General features: G+C 63.5%; 14 protein-coding genes and 2 pseudogenes. 4 read left to right on the top strand and 12 right to left on the bottom strand.

Features of this window, described 5'->3' with window-relative positions:
• Nucleotides 1-714: 714 nt before the first annotated feature.
• The 8 genes and pseudogenes from DENOEST_RS04870 to coaBC all read right to left on the bottom strand — a co-directional run bounded on the left by DENOEST_RS04870 (nucleotide 715) and on the right by coaBC (nucleotide 11,060).
• The gene (locus DENOEST_RS04870; protein WP_145772165.1) at nucleotides 715-1,164 is read right to left on the bottom strand and encodes a hypothetical protein; all 450 of its coding nucleotides are present in this window, start codon (nucleotides 1,162-1,164) and stop codon (nucleotides 715-717) included.
• 112 nt (nucleotides 1,165-1,276) lie between these two features.
• Nucleotides 1,277-2,029 carry a hypothetical protein gene (locus tag DENOEST_RS04865; RefSeq protein WP_145772164.1) on the bottom strand — a complete coding sequence of 251 codons (753 nt, stop codon included), beginning with the start codon at nucleotides 2,027-2,029 and terminating at the stop codon, nucleotides 1,277-1,279.
• A 373-nt stretch (nucleotides 2,030-2,402) separates the two neighbouring features.
• The gene (locus tag DENOEST_RS04860) at nucleotides 2,403-3,824 is read right to left on the bottom strand and encodes an IS1182 family transposase (protein ID WP_145772070.1); all 1,422 of its coding nucleotides are present in this window, start codon (nucleotides 3,822-3,824) and stop codon (nucleotides 2,403-2,405) included.
• Nucleotides 3,825-3,959: 135 nt separating this feature from the next.
• Nucleotides 3,960-6,035: an ornithine--oxo-acid transaminase gene (rocD, locus tag DENOEST_RS20470; RefSeq protein WP_145772071.1), complete on the bottom strand. Its 2,076-nt coding sequence runs from the start codon at nucleotides 6,033-6,035 to the stop codon at nucleotides 3,960-3,962.
• A pseudogene (locus DENOEST_RS20615) lies at nucleotides 6,026-7,468 on the bottom strand (aldehyde dehydrogenase family protein); the annotation flags it as partial. The pseudogene DENOEST_RS20615 and the gene rocD, both read right to left, overlap by 10 nt.
• Before the next feature lie 228 nt (nucleotides 7,469-7,696).
• Nucleotides 7,697-8,869: pseudogene (locus DENOEST_RS20610) on the bottom strand (proline dehydrogenase family protein); the annotation flags it as partial.
• A 330-nt stretch (nucleotides 8,870-9,199) separates the two neighbouring features.
• Complete coding sequence (gene dut, locus DENOEST_RS04845) at nucleotides 9,200-9,649, bottom strand: dUTP diphosphatase (protein ID WP_145772073.1); 450 nt, start codon at nucleotides 9,647-9,649, stop codon at nucleotides 9,200-9,202.
• Nucleotides 9,650-9,866: 217 nt separating this feature from the next.
• A complete protein-coding gene (gene coaBC, locus DENOEST_RS04840) occupies nucleotides 9,867-11,060 on the bottom strand; it encodes a bifunctional phosphopantothenoylcysteine decarboxylase/phosphopantothenate--cysteine ligase CoaBC (RefSeq protein WP_197970525.1) in 1,194 nt (397 codons plus the stop codon).
• Between the two features lie 40 nt (nucleotides 11,061-11,100).
• Here coaBC and radC point away from each other — a divergent pair, with 40 nt between their 5' ends.
• The 3 genes from radC to rpmG all read left to right on the top strand — a co-directional run bounded on the left by radC (nucleotide 11,101) and on the right by rpmG (nucleotide 12,462).
• Nucleotides 11,101-11,781 carry a RadC family protein gene (radC, locus tag DENOEST_RS04835; protein ID WP_145772074.1) on the top strand — a complete coding sequence of 227 codons (681 nt, stop codon included), beginning with the start codon at nucleotides 11,101-11,103 and terminating at the stop codon, nucleotides 11,779-11,781.
• A 259-nt stretch (nucleotides 11,782-12,040) separates the two neighbouring features.
• The gene (gene rpmB, locus DENOEST_RS04830; protein ID WP_145772075.1) at nucleotides 12,041-12,277 is read left to right on the top strand and encodes a 50S ribosomal protein L28; all 237 of its coding nucleotides are present in this window, start codon (nucleotides 12,041-12,043) and stop codon (nucleotides 12,275-12,277) included.
• Between the two features lie 17 nt (nucleotides 12,278-12,294).
• The gene (gene rpmG / locus DENOEST_RS04825) at nucleotides 12,295-12,462 is read left to right on the top strand and encodes a 50S ribosomal protein L33 (protein ID WP_145772076.1); all 168 of its coding nucleotides are present in this window, start codon (nucleotides 12,295-12,297) and stop codon (nucleotides 12,460-12,462) included.
• 262 nt (nucleotides 12,463-12,724) lie between these two features.
• On the opposite strand, the gene DENOEST_RS04820 is transcribed toward rpmG, so the two are convergent.
• Genes DENOEST_RS04820 through DENOEST_RS04810 form a run of 3 tightly spaced genes read right to left on the bottom strand, consistent with a single transcriptional unit; the run spans nucleotide 12,725 to nucleotide 15,302 of the window.
• Entirely contained in the window at nucleotides 12,725-13,990 is a 1,266-nt protein-coding gene (locus DENOEST_RS04820; protein ID WP_145772077.1) for a mechanosensitive ion channel family protein, read from the bottom strand.
• Between the two features lie 32 nt (nucleotides 13,991-14,022).
• Nucleotides 14,023-14,550, bottom strand: coding sequence for a peptide deformylase (gene def, locus DENOEST_RS04815; RefSeq protein ID WP_145772078.1), 528 nt, complete (start codon nucleotides 14,548-14,550; stop codon nucleotides 14,023-14,025).
• Nucleotides 14,547-15,302 (bottom strand): S-methyl-5'-thioinosine phosphorylase, encoded by a 756-nt coding sequence (locus DENOEST_RS04810; RefSeq protein WP_145772079.1) that lies wholly within the window; start codon nucleotides 15,300-15,302, stop codon nucleotides 14,547-14,549. The genes def and DENOEST_RS04810 overlap by 4 nt, the downstream gene beginning before the upstream one ends.
• 101 nt (nucleotides 15,303-15,403) lie before the next feature.
• On the opposite strand from DENOEST_RS04810, the gene typA reads away from it, so the two are divergent.
• A complete protein-coding gene (typA, locus tag DENOEST_RS04805; protein ID WP_145772080.1) occupies nucleotides 15,404-17,224 on the top strand; it encodes a translational GTPase TypA in 1,821 nt (606 codons plus the stop codon).
• Nucleotides 17,225-17,340: 116 nt separating this feature from the next.
• Here typA and DENOEST_RS04800 read toward each other — a convergent pair whose 3' ends face one another.
• Nucleotides 17,341-18,273 carry a helix-turn-helix domain-containing protein gene (locus DENOEST_RS04800; RefSeq protein ID WP_145772081.1) on the bottom strand — a complete coding sequence of 311 codons (933 nt, stop codon included), beginning with the start codon at nucleotides 18,271-18,273 and terminating at the stop codon, nucleotides 17,341-17,343.
• Nucleotides 18,274-18,341 lie beyond the last annotated feature (68 nt).

Here is an 18,341-nt window from a genome sequence, read left to right as displayed (position 1 = left end):
ACCCAAAGTTTTTCCAACAATGTCAAGGACTAGAACATCGGCTAGAAAGTACGCATCGTAGCAACAGCGTATGGAGCCAGTTACTATCCACAGATTGCCATTGGCATCACCGACGTTGCAAGTGTTGCTGCCGAGTTGGTAGGCGCCATCAAGGCGTTTAGTGACCGGTACGTCTGTACGTGGGAACGTCAAGGCGAAACTACCAGTGCTATAGAACATAAATTCCTCTCCAGAGCGGGTCTCGGAATCGTTCCATCGCCCAACAATATTCGACATAGTAGCCGGATCGGCTGCTACCGAAAGTATCGGGACAAATATGGTGAGGAGAAGAAGATAGATAAGTCGCGCTTTACGCATGGCGAGTCACTTATGTCTTTTGAGAGTGCTAACGAAGCTGTAGAAGAAATATCTTCATTCTCGCACTCTGACGTGAATCAATCGGAATATCAACACTCCGTTGTGATTCTTCTTGTCTAGATTGAACATGACTCCTAAAAACCCATCAACACTAGCCCCCACTGTGAGTGGTCGGATGTGCATATTGCGTGACGTCCGTTCTTGGCCGGTGGCAGTCTAATGATAAATGCATCATGGCTGTAGTACTCTTCCCAACCCACTGCTGCCGGTCGGAATCTCAGTAAGCAGACATTGGGGAACGTGGAGGGTAACCGGCGTTGTGCCGCTTCATGCGCAAGGCCGGTGTCGACTGTAAGGTTATGCGAATTCATCAAGTAAAGCTTCCAGTTGCTTAAGAGTCTCGCCGACATGGTTTCGTGCGACTACCTCTTCACCTCCAGGGACTGATCTCTTATTCACCATTAGTGTTGTGTATGTATCAAGCTTAGAGCTAACGGCATTGATCTTTGCCGTATGCAGCATAAGTCTAGCCTGCTCCGCCTGAGCTGACGCCGATTTTGATAGTTCATTTCGCGTCAGTTCCAACTCCTGCCGTTGAAGCTCAAGTTCTTTGCTCTGGAGAAATATCGCGTAGATGACACCTGCAAAAGCCAGCCCAGAAAATAGGGTATTGACTGCGCCAAACATATCTCCAAACGTCCCACGTTCTGGCCAACTGCTGAACTGCATTGAAATGACGCAACCAAGAACGACCTGAATAAGAACGACTGCGGCGAATAGAAAAAAGAGACCTTTGTAGTTCCTCAAGTTCGGACTCCTAGCGCTTAATTTTTGAGTTGAGGGACCGCCGCAGCCGCGTAGGAAATCGAGAAGCGCGGCTTCTCGACGATTCCTCTAGAACGAATTTTAGGCCGGCATTTCATACTCCCAATTTGCTGCGAACGAGCTGGCGATAGTTCTGATGCTCCTTTAAAGCCCCATCGGCGAATCTGATTAGGTCAGCTTGTTTCGCAATGTCGTTGTGATGCCGAGTGTCGCTGATAGCAGAATGCAATGTCGAAAGTGCCTCAACAAATTGCTGATGAATTCGAGCTATGTCAGCGTCAATGAAGCGCCCCTCAATGGAGTCATACTTGTTTAGGTAGTTAACAATGGAGTTGATGAGAGATGAATTGATTGCCCCATTTTTGACATCCTTGAGCCAGCGGGTGAAGTATTCACCAGAAAGCAATTCCTGGTAACTATTGGCGAGCTTGACATCGGAAAGCCGCGCTTGCTCTTCCTTGTTTTTTGCTTCTAAGCCAATGATGCTTTCTTCAGACTGGGCGATAATTTTCCGACGATTGTTATTACGCTCCCTCTCACGAAATTGAAAGTCGTTGCGTGCGCGAATGCCGTAAGAAGAAACTTTCGATAGCCAATACTCAATCCACGGAAAAATCGTAACGTAGAGTGCGGCGAAGCAAAATGCTCCTGCAATGCTCATGGTCGTTGCGTTTGCTTCCACGAACGCAATTGCCGCCGTAGCACTAGGCTTCTCGATAACAAGAAAGACAACGATCTTCCAATGGACTGCCAGGATGGCAATGAGAGATGTTCCCCAGAAGGCACTCCTGTATCGAGCGTGTAGCTCGTCCTTTAAGGAATCAAGCAACTCAACAAATGTGGTCACAGAGTGACTCCTGATCGACGAAATTAAGCCTAACTTGGTATAGGGAGCAGTTTTTCGCCCTGACTCCAGGCACTGTTCCATAACTCTGGATCGTCATATTAATGCAGACGCGGATGGCGACAAGCATTGCAGAACATGACCCAATATATCAGCACCATTAAATTACGATAAAAATCAGCAATCCAAGCCATTGGCATACTGATCCAGCGCCGGAATGTCTTCAATCTGGGCATTGGGGGCTAGGTCCGCTCATGGCCCAGACTGTGTAAAAACGCTCTAGAGATTTGTGAACTGGGTGCGTATTGCTCGACAGTTTTCAGAATAGTTGCGGCGGCTTCCGGAAATTGACTGACTAGTTTGGGCAAGGCCATTATCAGGCTCTCATCGCCGCCATCAGTGTTCCATTACCTATGATTTTCATCATTCGTTTCAGGTTGTAGGCGAGAACATGTAGGCTCATTTCTGTACTGACGTGATCAAGTGTCTTTGTCAGGAAATGTGCACTACCCATCCATGATTTGATTGTCCCGAAGGGGTGTTCGACAGTTTGCCGACGAATGCGCATGCTGTCTGGTGCAAGATCAAGACGCCGCTCCATGTCATCCAGCACTGCCTGATGTTCCCAGCGGCTCACGCGACGATAGTCACTCGGCGTGCATTGCCCCTTGATGGCACAAGTCGGACAAGCTGAACTCCAGTAACGGTTCATCATCAGGCCGCCTTCGACACGGGCAAAGCGCCAGACAAGGCGCTGTTCTGCCGGGCAGCAGTACTCATTGGCTGATGCGTCATAGATGAAGTCGGCCTTGTCGAATCGTCCCTCAGCCTTGGCTGCCGATGTATGTGTTTTGGGAACAATGGCCTTGATCCCGGCTCCTTGGCAAGCGAGGATTTCCTCGCCCCTGAAATATCCCCGATCTGCAATGACGGTGAGAGTTTCACTACCGATGGCCATCCGTGCTTGCTTTGCCATAGAGGTCAGCTGTCTGCGATCAAGGCCATCGTTGGTGACTTCGTGGGCAACGATCAGATGGTGCCTGGCATCAACGGCAGTCTGTACGTTGTAGCCTACGATCCCCGTGCCTCGCGTCTTCATGGATCGGGCATCCGGGTCGGTCAGGGATAGCTGCTGATCAGGTGCCTCCTTCAGTTCTGCCTCGATGGCCTTGAGCTTCTTCATCTGCTCCTTTAAAGCAACGATCTTGTCCTTGAGCCGTGCTGTCTTGGCTTCGGCAATGGCGGGTTCCTGGCGATCTGCCGTATCCATCTCGACCAGATAGCGCTCAATGCTGGCTTCAATCTCTTGCATTCGTCGTTGAAGCTTGGCGGCAGTAAAGTTTCTGTCTCGGTTATTGACGGCCTTGAACTTACTACCGTCGATGGCCACCAGCGCCTCGGAGAAAAGACCCAGTCGCTGGCACAGGACAACAAATTGGCGGCAGACGCTTCGGATGGCCTTGCCGTTCTCCTTGCGGAAATTGGCAATGGTCTTGTGATCCGGTGTCAGTCGCCCGGTCAGCCACATCAGTTCGACGTTGCGTTGTGCCTCCCGTTCTAGGCGCCGGCTGGATTGAATCCGATTGAGATAGCCGTAGATGTAGAGCTTGAGAAGAACGTAGGCCGGCCGCCCTGTGGCCGCTGGCTCGACACCTTCAAACCCCATTTGCCCCAGATTAAGTTCATCAACAAAGACATCGACGACTCGAACCGAATTCGCTTCGGCAATATAGTCGTCCAGAACTTCCGGCAACAACGTACTTTGCGTCCTGCTCTCGCCTTCTATGAATCGCTTCATCTAATCACTCCGAAGATGCCTATTGCATGGATAGGCGCAGAGCGCTATAAGTTCCTTGTTTTTACACAGTCTGGGCCGATTCCAGACAAGAACAGAACACCCGACCTACGAACTGTAAGAGCAAGAGACCGGAACTCAGCGACTCCCCAGCACCCGTGCAATACGCGCCAGTGCCCAGTCCAGTTGGGCCTCGGTGATCACCAGGGGCGGGGCGAGGCGGATCACGGTCTGGTGGGTGTCCTTGGTCAGGATGCCCGCTTCCAGCAGGCGCAGGCAGAGGGTGCGGGCATCGATTTCCGGCACCAGTTCCACGCCGATGAACAGGCCCCGGCCCCGCACCTGGCGGATCGCCGGGGAATCCAGGGCTTGCAGCCCGGCCAGGAAATGCCGGCCCAGGCGGGCCGAGCGCTCCACCAGGCCCTCCTCCTCGATCACGTTGAGGGCCTCCAGGGCCACCGTGGCGGCCAGGGAATTGCCGCCGAAGGTGCTGCCGTGGTCGCCGGGGCGGAACACGTCCATCACGGCCCGGTCGGCGAGGAAGGCTGAGACCGGCAGCAGCCCGCCGCCCAGGGCCTTGCCCAGGATCACGCCGTCCGGGCGCACGCCCTCGTGCTGGCAGGCCAGCCAGGCGCCGGTGCGGCCCAGGCCGGTCTGCACCTCGTCGCAGATCAGCAGGACATGGTGGCGTTTGCATATCTCGGCGCAGGCCTCCAGATAGCCGGCGGGGGGCAGCACCACCCCGCCCTCGCCCTGGATCGGTTCCACCAGGAAGGCCGCCGTGTCGGGGCCGATGGCCGCCTCCAGGGCCGCCGCATCGCCATAGGGAACGCGACGCAGGCCCGGCGGGAAGGGGCCGAAGCCCTCCCGATATTGCGCCTCGGAGGAAAGGCCGACGATGGTGATGGAGCGGCCATGGAAGTTGCCGTCGCAGGCGATGATTTCCGCCCGTTCCGGGGCAACGCCCTTGACCTGGTAGGCCCATTTGCGCGCCGCCTTGAGGGCGGTTTCCACCGCCTCCAGGCCGGTGTTCACCGGCAGCGCCCGCTCGTAGCCGAACAACTGGCAGAGCCGCTCCAGCAACAGGGGCAGCCGTTCGTTGTAATAGGCCCGGGAGGTCACCGCCAGGCGCCTCACCTGGCGCTCCAGGGCCGCCACCAGACGCGGATGGCCATGGCCCAGGCTGACCGCCGAGTAGGCGCTCATCATGTCCAGGTAGCGGTGGCCGGCGCTGTCCCAGAGCCAGCAGCCCTCGCCCCCCCGCAGCACCACCGGCAGGGGAGCGTAATTGCGGGCGCCGTGGCTGTGCTCCAGGGTCATCAGACCGGTGCCGTCGGGCAGGGCGGCCGCTTCCAGCAGGCTGTCCAGGGCGGCCAGGGTGGTGCCGTCGCCATCCCGGCCCGGGTCATATTCAACGATCTCCAGGCCCAGGAGGCCCGGCTGGCGCAGCAGGCCGCGCCAGGCCGCCGATAGTTCCCCCAGGTTCAGGCCGGGACCAGCCGGCGTGCTGACGGCCGGTAACTGGGCGCTGTCCAGGGCATCCAGATCCAGACTGACACCGAAGGGCGTGCCGGCGATGGCCAGGGCCTCGGCCCATACCTTGGACAGGCCCCGGCGCCGGACTTCCTCCAGAGTGAACACCCGCACACCATGGCGGGTCAGCAGCGCCGCTTCCTCAGCCTCGAAGGAATGGGCACCCACCACGCAGAGGCGGCGAGGGTCCAGCACCGCCCCCACCTGTCCGGCCCACTCCCCGCCCTCGCCCAGCAGGGCCGCCAGGGGCATGCCATGGCAGTTGCCGGAGGGCGTGGTGGCGGGCGTGTGGGCATCCAGATGGGCGTCCACCCAGATCAGGCCCGGTGTCAGGTTCTGTTGCCGGCACCAGCGGGCGACGCCGCGCCAGGTGCCCACGGCGATGCTGTGGTCGCCCCCCAGCACCAGGGGCGTCTGCCCCGCCGCCAGGGTCTCTTCCACGGCCTCAGCCAGGTCCGCCAACAGTTCGGGCAGCAGGCTTCCCGGCGCGGGCGTCAGCAGCCCCCCCGCGGCTGCGCTGCGCCAGCGGGCCCGCAGGCCGCCCCGGCGCAGGGCCGAGAGCAAGTCCGCCTGGACCAGCCGGGTCGGCGCCGCCGCCGTGCCCGGCCCGAGCCGGCCGTGGGCGATGCCCTGGGCACTGGCCACGCCCAGGGCGCGCAGGGCTTGCAGGTTCAGGTCCATGATGCCTCCCCGGAATCCAGGGTGGAGCGGGCGCCGATGTAGCCATGGCGCTGGGTGTTCTCGCTCACCACCCGGGTCCACAGGAACTGCTTCAGATAATCCGGCCCACCGGCCTGGATGCCCGTGCCCGACAGGCGGGTGCCGCCGAAGGGCTGGGCGCCGACCCGTGCACCGGTGATCTTGCGGTTCAGGTACAGATCGCCGACGCGGAATTCCCGGGCCGCCAGGGCCAGGTGGGCCGGCAGGCGGGAGAACACGCCGCCGGTGAGACCGTAGTCCACTGCCTGGGCCAGCTTCAGGGCAGCGGGGAAATCCGGCGCCGCCAGCACCGCCAGCACCGGGCCGAAAATTTCCTCCCGGGCCAGCCGGTGATGGGGCTGGATGCCGGTGAAGATGCAGGGGGGCGCGTACCAGCCCTCTCCGGGCACCGCCCCCTGATAGAGCAACCGCCCTTCCTGGCGACCGATGGCGATGTATTCCAGGGTCTTATCCCGGGCCTCGGCGCTGATCATCGGCCCGAAGACCTGGGCCGGGTCTTCCGGCGGCCCCCAGGACCAGACCGCCAGGGCGTCGGCCACGCGCCGGGCCACGGCCTCGGCGGCGGCCTCGTCCCCCACCACGATCAGGCGCGAGCAGGCGGAACACTTCTGTCCCTGATAACCGAAGGCCGAGGCGACGATGGCGGGCACCGCTTCGTCCAGGTCCGCGTCGCTATCCACGACGATGGCATTCTTGCCCCCCAGCTCGCAGACCACCTGCTTGATCTGGTATTGGCCGGGCACCGGCCGGTGGGCGGCCTGGAGCAGGCCCAACCCGGTTTCCCGGGAGCCGGTGAAGGCGATGATGGCGATGTCGGGATGGCCGGCCAGGGCCTCGGTCACGGCTCCTGTGGCCGGCAGCAACTGGCAGGCGTCCGCCGGCACGCCGGCCTCCAACAGCAGGCGGTGCAGGGCCTGGCCCAGCAGCAGGCCGGGACGGGAGGGCTTGAGGATCACCGGATTGCCCGCCACCAGGGCCGCGGCGGCCATGCCGGTGAGGATGGCCAGGGGGAAGTTCCAGGGAGCGATCACCAGGGCCGGCCCCCGGGGCTCGTAGCCCAGGCGGTTGGCCTCGCCGGGGAAGGAGATCGTGTCCCACCAGCCGGCCAGGGCCTCCATGGCATCGGCGTAGTAGTTGAGGAAGTCCACCGCCTCGGCCACGTCGCCGTCGGCCTCGCGCCAGTTCTTGCCCACGCTCAACACCATCAGGGCGGCCAGGTGGTGGCGCTCGGCCAGCATCGCGGCTGCTGCCCGGCGCAGGCAGGTCGCCCGCTGGGCCGCCGGAGTGGCGCGCCAGCCGGCAAAGGCCGCCAGGGCCCGGGCCACGGCAGCCTCGCCCTGGGCTGGGTCGGCCAGGGGGAAGCGGGCCAGCACCTGCTCCGGCGCGGCCGGGTTGCGCACTTCATGGACAGGGGTATCGGGGGCGATTTCGAGTTCCGGCCCAGCCCGCAGCTCCGCCAGGGCCTGGACCATGGCCGCCACCGGCTCGGGACGACTGAAGTCCAGCAGGGGCGCGTTGGCGAAGCCCGGCGCAGCGACGGTCGATGCTTCCTTGGCGGCCAGCCGGGGCGGGCTCAGCAACTGCGTCGCATCGGCGCCGGCCACATAGGTCTGGCGCAGCACCGATTCCTGGGCGGTGTTTTCCAGCAGGCGACGGATCAGGTAGGCCATGCCGCCGATCAGGTCCCCGGTGGGCACGTAGATGCGCAAGGGCACGCCTTCCGCCGCCAGGGCGTCGCGCAGGGGTTCGCCCATGCCGTAGAGCATCTGGACCTCCCAACACTCCGGCGCCAGGCCCAGGTGCCGCACCCAGGCCAGGGCCACCGCCTGGCTGCGCAGGTTGTGGCTGGCGATGGCCGGGTAAAGGCTGTCGTGTCTGCGCAGCAACTCGCCGGTGAGGTTTTCAAAACAGGCATCGGTGGCGGCCTTGTCGGCGAACACCGGCGCCGACCAGCCCCGCTGGGCAGCCCAGGCCCGTTCCTGATCCCAGTAGGCCCCCTTCACCAGACGCACACCGATGCGCCGGCCCTGGCGCTGGCCGGCGGCCAGCAGCCGGGACAGATCGGACTCGGCGTCCGGCCCATAGGCCTGCAAGGCGATGGCGGGCTGCCAGCGCTCCCCGGGCCAGGCTTCCAGCATGGCGAGGAACAGGTCTTGAAGCAGGGGCTTCAGTTCGTGCTGTTCCATATCCACCGTCAGTCCGGCCCCATGGCGCTCCACCGCCGCCATCAGGGGCTCCAGGCGGGAGAACACGGCGCGACGGCTGCCGGCCGGGTCCAAGGGATCGCAACGGGGGGACAGAGCCGTGAGCTTCAGCGAGAGATGGGGCGTGACGCCCGCCGCCGCCTGCCATTCCAGCAGGGCCAGGTTGCGGGCCAGATAGGCGTCGGCCTCCGCCTCGGTCAGCACCGCCTCGCCCACCGCATCGAAACTGGTCCGGGCCGGCGCCAACGCACCGATCACCCGGCCCAGGGCGCGGGCGTTCTCGGGACAGAGCAGTTGCCTGCCCCAGCGGCCGGTCTGCCATTTCACCAGGGGCGCCAACAGGGGTTGTTCTCCCAGGCGCAGCAAGGCCCGGGGCCAGCCGGCGGCGCCGGCCTGATCGAGATAGGCCCCCAGGTGGGCGCCGATATCCCGCCCGCGACTCAGGCGCGGCAGGGTGTCGATGAACTGGAACAGGGCATGACGGACGCCCTCGTCCTCCATGGTCCGCCGCAGCAGACGGCCCAACAGCCCCCGGTAGAGGCGGGGCGTGGAAGAGGCAGCGCGGCAATGGAGCGCAAGGCCGATATCCATTATCTCGGCCTCAGTGATGCCAACCCCCACAGTGCGGCGATCATCCATGACACATCTCCTTCCGGTTTCAGCTTAGACCGAATCCGGCAGGAGCTGCGGTGATGGATTAGGCGTGCAGAAGCATCAACGGCCCCGATCGCGACCGTCGAACGCAGCGCGCCGATGAGCAGCCCCGCCCCAGAAAGGGGGCATAGGCGGGATTGCGCGAAGCAGGCCGTGGAACGGGAGTGGAGGAGTGTTCAGCGTCATTCCGGCGAACGCCGGAATCCAGGAAAATCAACATACTGGACACCGGCATTCGCCGGTGTGACGGACTTAATCGGCGTGTCCCTAGCCGTGCCCGGTGCTACCGAAGCCGCCGGCTCCCCGGTCGCTCTCGGTGAACTCATCCACCACGTTGAAGCCCACCTGCATCACCGGCACCACCACCAGTTGGGCCAGCCGGTCCAGGGGATTGAGGGTGAACGTCTCCTTGCCCCGATTCCAGGTGGAAACGAAAATTTCGCCCTGGTAGTCGGAGTCGATCAGGCCCACCAGATTGCCCAGCACGATGCCATGCTTGTGGCCCAGGCCGGAGCGGGGCAGGATCATCGCCGCCAGGCCCGGATCGGCCAGATGGATGGCGATGCCGGTGGGCACCAGATGGGTCTCGCCGGGATGTATCTTCAGGGGGGACTCGATGCAGGCCCGCAGGTCCAGGCCTGCCGAACCGGGCGTGGCGTAATGGGGAGGGGTATCCCGCAGCCGGGAGTCGAGGATCTTGACGTCGATGTGGTGCATATATGGGCCTTTCCCCCAGCCCCTTTCCCAAGGAAAGGGGTGACTTTGGTTCGCTACGCTCCCCGATCCTGGCTGCCCCGCCTTGGGGCGGCCCGGCGGCGGGGCTCCTTGGGGCCTTTCCCCCAACCCCTTTCCCAAGGAAAGGGGTGACTTTGGTTCGCTACGCTCCCCGATCCTGGCTGCCCCGCCTTGGGGCGGCCCGGCGGCGGGGCTCCTTCTACAACAGCTTGGCCAGATGGGCGACGATGCCCCGGGCCACGGTGAGCTTGTCGGCTTCCGGCAGGGGATGGGCACCGGCGGCGTCGAACAGGGTGACGGCGTTGCGGTCGCCCCCCAGGCCGTCCTGGACCAGGTTGCCCACCACCAGGGACAGCTTCTTGGCCTGACGCTTGCCCTCGGCATAGGTAGCCAGGTCCCGGCTCTCGGCAGCGAAGCCGACGCAGAAGGGCGGATTCGGCAGGGCCGCCACCTCGGCCAGGATGTCCGGATTGGGGGTCAGCTCGATCGTCAGTTGTGCGCCAGTCTTCTTGATCTTGTGGTCGGCGGCCTGGACCGGGCGGTAGTCGGCCACCGCCGCCACGGCGATGAACACGTCCTGACCCGGCATTTGGGCCAGCACCGCATTCCGCATGTCCAGGGCGCTGACCACATCGAGCCGGGTGACGCCGCGGGGGGTGGGCTGGGGACAGGGACCGGCCACCAGGGTGACCTGGGCGCCGGCCTCGGCGCAGGCCCGGGCCAGGGCGAAGCCCATCTTGCCGGAGCTGGAATTGGTGATGCCCCGCACCGGGTCCAGGGGCTCGAAGGTGGGGCCGGCGGTCATCAGCACCCGCTTGCCCGCCAGGGGCTTGAGCTGGAAGAAGGCCACCAGGTCGTCGAAGATCTCGGCGGCCTCCAGCATGCGGCCCTCCCCCACCTCGCCGCAGGCCTGCTCGCCCCAGGCCGGCCCCAGCAGGGTCACGCCGTCGGCCCGCAACTGGGCCACATTGCGCCGGGTGGCGGGGTTTTCCCACATCTGCCGGTTCATGGCCGGGGCCGCCAGCAGGGGGCAATCCCGGGCCAGGGCCAGGGTGGAAAGCAGGTCGCCGGCCAGGCCCTGGGCCAGCTTGGCCAGGAAATCCGCCGTGGCGGGCACCACCACCAGGGCGTCGGCGCCCCGGGTCAGGTCGATGTGGGCCATGCCGTTGGCCATGCGGTCATCCCAGAGGGCGGTCCATACGGGACGACCGCAAATGGCCTGGAAGGTCTGGGGACCGACGAAACGGGTGCCGGCCTCGGTCAGCACCGTGTCCACCACCGCGCCGGCCTTGACCAGCAGGCGGGCCAGTTCCGCCGCCTTGTAGGCCGCCACGCCGCCGGTAATGCCCAGCACGATGCGTCTGCCCTGCAACTGCGCCACAGTCCGATTCATGACGTTAGAATACCTCGTTGTCTGGTCCGGAGATTCTACTATGTCGATTTCTGACTGGCCCAGGGCGGAGCGCCCCCGGGAACGCCTGCTGAACCAGGGGCCCGCCGCCCTTTCCGATGCGGAACTGCTGGCCATCTTCCTGCGCACCGGGATACGGGGCAAGAGCGCCGTGGACCTGGCCCGGGATCTATTGACCGGATACGGCAACCGGCTCTCGGCCCTGGCCGCCGCCCCCGCCCGCGAACTGGCGCGCCGCCCCGGCCTGGGGCCGGCCAAGGCGGCCCAACTGGCGGCGGTGATGGAGCTGGCCCGCCGCACCCTGGGGGAGGAGGCCCATGGGCGGGACCTGCTCGGTTCTCCCGACCAGGTGCGGGACTGGCTGCGGCTCAAGCTGGGCAACCTGCCCCACGAAGTCTTCGGCGCCCTCTGGCTGGACAGCCAGAACCACCTGATCGACTACGACGAGCTGTTTCGGGGCACCCTCAACCAGACCAGCGTTTACCCCAGGGAAGTGGTCAAGCAGGCCCTGGCCCGCAATGCCGCCGCCGTGGTGCTGGTCCATAACCACCCCTCGGGCGCCGCCGAACCCTCCCGGGCCGACGAAATGCTCACCCGCAGTCTGAGCGAAGCCCTGGCCCTGGTGGAGGTGCGGCTGGTGGATCATCTGGTGGTGGCCGGCCCCCACGCCATCCTCTCCTTCGCCGAGCGGGGACTGATCTAACGCGCATGGTTGCCATGCACCACCCCCGAGGATGAAAACGCGCAAAGGCCAAAACGCGCAAAGGCCAATTGAACGCCCCCACCCCCATCCCCGCCCCAGGGCGGGGCTACTGTATTGGCTCGCTACGCTCGACAGCCACTCGTCGATACTTTCATCCATCAAGGGTCTGCTCCTCAGTCCGACAAAACACTTGAATTACTTTTGGGGTCTCGTATAGAATGCCCGGCTTTGCTGTAATCGACTGACTGGAGCAACTCAAATGTCCCGCGTTTGCCAAGTGACGGGTAAGGCCCCGATGGTGGGAAACAATGTGTCCCACGCCAACAACAAGACCAAGCGCCGCTTCCTGCCCAACCTGCAGAGCCGCCGCTTCTGGATCGAATCCGAAAGCCGCTTCGTGCGTCTGCGCGTTTCCAACGCCGGACTGCGCACCATCGACAAGAAGGGCATCGAAACTGTCCTCGCCGAGCTGCGTGCCCGCGGCGAAGCGGTCTAACCTGACGGAGAATCATCATGGCTAAAGGCGGCCGCGAGAAGATCAAGCTGGAATCCACTGCGGGTACCGGCCATTTCTACACCACGAACAAGAACAAGAAGACCACGCCCGAGAAGCTCGAATTCATGAAATTCGATCCGAAGGTGCGCAAGCATGTGCTGTACAAGGAAATCAAGCTCAAGTAATTGCGCCTGATCGATTACAGCCTTGCACAAGGCCCGCTCCGGCGGGCCTTTTCCGTTTACGGCTCCCTAGCCAGGCAAACCGGAAAAGCAGCAGGAAGGCCCACCCCCTTCGATGGGCTCAGGACAGGCCAAGCTCCCTCTCACGGGGGAGACGACTGAACACTGATTAAGTCCGTCACACCGGCGAAGGCCGGTGTCCAGTGCGTTGAATTTCCTGGATTCCGGCGTTCGCCGGAATGACGCATTGGGACTTGCTCGGTGCTTACTTAACCGATTCCTGACTAATCAGCCTGACCTCCCGCCGGGGATAGGGAATCTCGATGCCCTCGACCTTGAAGGCACGCCAGATGGCCAGATTGATGTCGGAACGGAGACCGCCGCTTCCCGCTTCCGGGTCCCGAATCCAGAAGCCCAGTTCCAGGTCGATGCCGGAATCGGCGAAAGCCTGTACCAGGGCCTGGGGCGGCGGGTCGGCCAGCACCCTGGACTGGGCACGGGCCACCTCTTCCAGCAGCGCCAGCACCCGTTCCAGGTCGCTGGCGTAGGCCACCTGCACCGGCAGGCTGATCCGCACCTTGCGGTCCGTGTAGGACTCGTTCTGGACCACGGAGCTCACCAGCACCTCGTTGGGCACGATGGCCTCCACGCCGGTCACGCCCTTGAGCACCGTGTAACGGGTGGTGATCTGGGTCACCTGGCCCCGATCAGGCCCCACGGCGATGACATTGCCGATGCGTATCGAACGGTCCAGCAGGATGATGAAGCCAGACACATAGTTGGCTGCGATCTTCTGCAAACCAAAGCCCAGTCCCACCCCCAGGGCGCCGCCAAAGACCGACAGGGTGGTCAGGTCGATCCCCACCAGGGGCAGGCTGATCAGCACCGCCACCAGCAGCAGCAAGGCCCGGGACAGGCGGGTGAATACCACCCGCAGGTTGCGATCCAGCCCCTCCACCCGGGCCAGGCGCCCTTCCACCAGCCCGCCCAGCCAGAGGGCCACCAGCAGCGCCACCACCACTGTGGCAGCCCCCTGGGCCACCAGCCAGAGATTGAGCCGCTGCCGGCCCACGGTGAAGCTCACCTCCTCCAGCAGCCCCACCATTTGCGGCAACAGTCCCAGCACATGGAGCGCCACCAGGGTCCAAGCGCAGAAGGCAAAAAGGCGCTCGAAGGTTCCCAGCCAGCGGGCGGTACTGAAGCTGAGCCTCAGCACATAGAACACCATGCGGATGGCGGCCAGGGAAAGCAGCAGAGGCACGGCCAGGGAGAGCAGTCCCACCGGGTGCTGCCCCCGCAGCAGCGCCCTGCCGATCAGCACCAATACCAGGGCCGCCAGGGGAAAAGCCAGGCGCTGCATGCCCCCCCGTCCCACTTCCCCCACGCCGAAAGCCGGATGGGCGCGCAGTGCCCGGGCAAATAAAGCCGCCAGCAGCAAACAAGCCACCAGCAATCCGATCTGCCACCAGACATCGGGCCGATCGAAATCCCGCCACAGGCTACCCGCCAGGCTTTCCAGTTCGGTATTCATGACTCTTCCTAAAGTGTCGCGACCAGTCCCGCCTACTCGTCATCCACATTGCCGATGCCCAGTTCGTCGGCGAAACCGAAGCGACGCATGTCCCGCACGCGCATCGGGTAGAGGATGCCGTCCAGGTGGTCGCACTCATGCTGCACCACCCGGGCATGGAAACCTTCCACCACCCGTTCGATGGGCTGCCCCTGAAGATCGACGCCCCGGTAGCACAAATGCTTCCAGCGGGGCACCCAGCCTCGCAGGCCGGGTACCGACAGGCAACCCTCCCAGCCTTCCTCCTCCTCGTCCGAGAGGGGCGTCAGTTCCGGATTGAGCAGCACGGTGAAGGGCACCGCCGGCGCTTCCGGATAGCGTTCGCTATGCTCGAAGCCAAAAATCACCAGGCGCAGATCCACACCGATCTGGGGCGCGGCCAGCCCCACCCCGCCCTCATGCTCCATGGTCTCCATCATGTCGGCCACCAGGGCCTCCAGTTCCGCCGTGCCGAAGGCCGTCACCGGACGGGCCACCCGCCACAGTCGCTCGTCCCCCATGCGCAAGACCGGCCGGATCACGTCGCGCAGGACTCGTCCGAGCAGAGGGCGGAAATCACCCTGCGGGTGCGACTCATGGCCGCTTGCAGGATGGCCTCGATGCTCTCGAAATGAATGCCGTCGCTACTGTCGGCCCGCCCTGCACCCCAGTTGGCCACCACGCAAAGGGCGGCGTAGGGCACTTCCAGTTCCCGGGCCAGCACCGCCTCGGGCATGCCGGTCATGCCCACGATGTCGGCCCCGTCCCGCTCCAGGCGATCCACTTCCGCCGCGGTTTCCAGCCGGGGACCCTGGGTGGTGGCATACACCGCCCCCTCCGAGATGGGCTCCCCCATCGCCTCCGCCGCCCGCAGCAGCTCGGCGCGCAGGGCCTCGTCGTAGGGATGGGTGAAATCCACATGGACCACCTGATTGGCGCCCCCTTCGAAGAAGGTGGAAGAGCGACCCCAGGTGTAGTCGAGGATCTGATGGGGGATGACCAGACTGCCCGGCGTCAGGTCGCGCCGGATACTGCCCACCGAAGCCACCGAAACGATGCGGCTGGCCTTGGCTTCCTTGATCAAGGCCCAGATATTGGCCCGGTAATTGACCAGATGGGGCGGGATGGTGTGCCCATAGCCATGGCGGGCAAGGAACACCACGGACTGGCCGCCGATGCTGCCGAAGGTGAGCGCCCCGGAAGGGTCGCCGAAGGGCGTGCGCACCACCTCCCGACGGGACACGTCCAGATTGGCCAGTTGGGTCAGGCCGCTGCCACCGATGATTGCCAACATACTTGTCTATCCTCCCATTACCGCCAAAGTCAGGGCCGAGCATGCCCTGTGCTAGAATGCGCGCCCGCTATTGCACTGCACAATCCCCCAGGGACACCCCTATGAGCCGCGCTCTCCGAAACATCGCCATTATCGCCCACGTGGACCACGGCAAGACGACCCTGGTCGATCAATTGCTGCGCCAATCCGGCACCTTCCGTGAAAACCAGCAGGTGGACGAACGGGTCATGGACAGCAACGATCTGGAAAAGGAGCGGGGCATCACCATCCTGGCGAAAAACACCGCCATCGATTACAAGGGCACCCACATCAACATCGTGGACACCCCGGGCCATGCCGACTTCGGCGGCGAGGTGGAGCGGGTGCTGGGCATGGTGGATGGCGTGCTGCTGCTGGTGGATGCGGTGGAGGGCCCCATGCCCCAGACCCGCTTCGTCACCAAGAAGGCTCTGGCCCTGGGCCTGAAGCCCATCGTCGTGGTCAACAAGATCGACCGTCCCGGCGCCCGTCCCGACTGGGTGGTGGACCAGACCTTCGACCTGTTCGACAAGCTGGGCGCCAGCGATGAGCAGCTCGACTTCCCCATCGTGTATGCCTCGGCCCTGAACGGCTTCGCCATGCTCGACCTTGCCGTCCAGTCCGACAACATGGAGGCCCTGTTCGAGACGGTGCTGTCCCATGTACCGTCCCCCTCCGGCAGTGCCGACGCGCCCCTGCAACTGCAACTGGCCGCTCTTGACTATTCCTCCTACACCGGCCGCCTCGGCGTCGGCCGCGTGCTCAATGGCCGCATCAAGCCCGGCCAGGTGGTGGTGGTGATGAACCATGAGGTCCAGGTGGCCCAGGGCCGCATCAACCAGGTGCTGGGCTTCCAGGGCCTGGACCGCGTGCCCGTGGAAGAAGCCGAAGCTGGCGACATCATCATCATCTCCGGCCTCGACGACATCGGCATCGGCGTCACCATCTGCGACCGGGACAAGCCCATCGGCCTGCCCATCCTCCCGGTGGACGAACCGACCCTGAACATGGACTTCATGGTGAACTCCTCCCCCCTGGCGGGCACCGAGGGCAAGTTCGTCACCAGCCGCCAGATCCGCGAACGCCTGGCCAAGGAGTTGCTGACCAACGTCGCCCTGCGCGTCGAGGAAACCACTGACTCCGATCTGTTCCGCGTGTCCGGCCGGGGCGAACTCCACCTCACCATCCTGCTGGAGAACATGCGCAGGGAAGGCTTCGAGCTGGCCTGCGGCAAGCCCCGCGTCGTCTACAAGGATGTCGATGGCGAGAAGTGCGAGCCCTACGAGAACCTGACCATCGACCTGGAAGACACCAACCAGGGCGTCGTGATGGAAGAACTGGGTCGCCGCCGGGGTGAGCTGACCAACATGGAATCCGACGGCAAGGGCCGCACCCGCCTCGAATACCACATCCCGGCCCGGGGTCTGATCGGCTTCCAGTCCGACTTCATGACCATGACCCGGGGCACCGGCCTGATGAGCCACATCTTCGACGACTACAAGCCCGTCAAGCCCGACATGCCCGGCCGCCACAACGGCGTGCTGATCTCCCAGGAAGACGGCGAAGCCGTGGCCTACGCCCTGTGGAACCTGGAAGACCGGGGCCGCATGTTCGTCAGCCCCGGCGACAAGCTCTATGAAGGCATGATCATCGGCATCCACACCCGGGACAACGACCTGGTGGTGAACCCCATCAAGGGCAAGAAGCTGACCAACGTCCGCGCCTCCGGCACTGACGAGGCCGTGCGCCTGACCACCCCCATCAAGCTGACCCTGGAATCCGCCGTCGAATTCATCGACGACGACGAACTGGTGGAGATCACCCCCAAGTCCATCCGCCTGCGCAAGCGCTACCTGAAGGAACACGACCGCCGTCGCGCCTCACGGGAAGGCGACGCCGCCTAAGCCCGTCGAAGCCCCCTAGATCAAAAGCCCCCTGGAGACCCCAGGGGGCTTTTTGTTTGTGGCACGCCCGTGCAAGCGCCGATGCATCCAAGCTTTGATCAGGGACTGCAGGAAGGCTATAGGGTCGGAACGTCGATGTGCTTGCGCCGCACCTTACTTGGTGATTCGCGGAAGCGGACGGTAAATACGCGGCTGAAATGGGAGATTTCGTTGAAGCCCCAGCGGAAGGCGATTTCGGTGACGGACAGGTGGTTGAGCAATGGATTGCTCAGGTTTTCCATGCAATGCTGCAGCCTCAGTTCATGAATATAGCGGGACGGCGTGGTGCCGGTGTTCTGCAGCAGGGTGCGCAAGTAGCGGGTGGAAATGTCGAAGAAACGGGCGATGGACTCCACGTTGAGGTTGGGGTCCGTCAGGTTGGCGTTGATGTAATCGAGAATCTCGGACTGGCGGGTGCTGCCGATGCCCCGGGAGGTGGGGTTTCCGGTCGGGCTGTGCAGCGTGCTGAGCAGACAGATGATGGCATTGGCGATGCCGTGGGCGTGCTCGTTGTCGATCTCCTGGCGGCGCAGCCAGAGGCTCTGCACCATGTCCTTGAGAATGGCGCCGCTGCTGAAGTTGGCACTGATGGGAATATTGCAGGCACTGCGCAAATCGCCCACGGAGCGTTGCAGCAGTCCAGTAGGCAAGCCGAGAAAGATCATGTGGGCCTGGGGCGAGTGCCGGGCGACATAGGGCGCGCTACCGTCGGCCAGGGTGAGGATGTCGCCGTGGGCGGTGCATTCGGTGCCGAACTGGCGGGTACGAAAGGCGCCGTTCCGCAGCAGGGTCAGATAGTGGTAGTGGTTGGTCCGTTTTTTTTGCTGGGGTTGGAAATAGACGTTTTCCGCATGGGAAATGAACATTTCGTAAGCAATCAAATCACCCCAGTTCCAGCGGGCATAGGTGCAGTGAAAATCGGCAAGGTCGCCTTCCGCCGTGATCCGGGTGCCGGGAAAATAGTCGGCATAGGTCTGGCTCCATTCATCGAAATTGCGGCATTCATTCATTGCGACAGTCCTTTACTGCATCGTGGGGCGGTGGACAGGCCGGCGGCCATTGATTTGCATCAAGTGGA

Origin of the sequence: Denitratisoma oestradiolicum (assembly GCF_902813185.1) — a bacterium.
Classification (GTDB): domain Bacteria; phylum Pseudomonadota; class Gammaproteobacteria; order Burkholderiales; family Rhodocyclaceae; genus Denitratisoma; species Denitratisoma oestradiolicum.
This window is presented reverse-complemented; position numbering and strand designations above follow the sequence as displayed.

Coding starts and splice junctions, on each gene's coding strand:
- DENOEST_RS04860 (WP_145772070.1), bottom strand. CDS start 3,824: ATGAAGCGATTCATAGAAGGCGAGAGCAGGACGCAAAGTACGTTGTTG.
- rocD (WP_145772071.1), bottom strand. CDS start 6,035: ATGGACCTGAACCTGCAAGCCCTGCGCGCCCTGGGCGTGGCCAGTGCC.
- dut (WP_145772073.1), bottom strand. CDS start 9,649: ATGCACCACATCGACGTCAAGATCCTCGACTCCCGGCTGCGGGATACC.
- coaBC (WP_197970525.1), bottom strand. CDS start 11,060: ATGAATCGGACTGTGGCGCAGTTGCAGGGCAGACGCATCGTGCTGGGC.
- radC (WP_145772074.1), top strand. CDS start 11,101: ATGTCGATTTCTGACTGGCCCAGGGCGGAGCGCCCCCGGGAACGCCTG.
- rpmB (WP_145772075.1), top strand. CDS start 12,041: ATGTCCCGCGTTTGCCAAGTGACGGGTAAGGCCCCGATGGTGGGAAAC.
- rpmG (WP_145772076.1), top strand. CDS start 12,295: ATGGCTAAAGGCGGCCGCGAGAAGATCAAGCTGGAATCCACTGCGGGT.
- DENOEST_RS04820 (WP_145772077.1), bottom strand. CDS start 13,990: ATGAATACCGAACTGGAAAGCCTGGCGGGTAGCCTGTGGCGGGATTTC.
- DENOEST_RS04810 (WP_145772079.1), bottom strand. CDS start 15,302: ATGTTGGCAATCATCGGTGGCAGCGGCCTGACCCAACTGGCCAATCTG.
- typA (WP_145772080.1), top strand. CDS start 15,404: ATGAGCCGCGCTCTCCGAAACATCGCCATTATCGCCCACGTGGACCAC.
- DENOEST_RS04800 (WP_145772081.1), bottom strand. CDS start 18,273: ATGAATGAATGCCGCAATTTCGATGAATGGAGCCAGACCTATGCCGAC.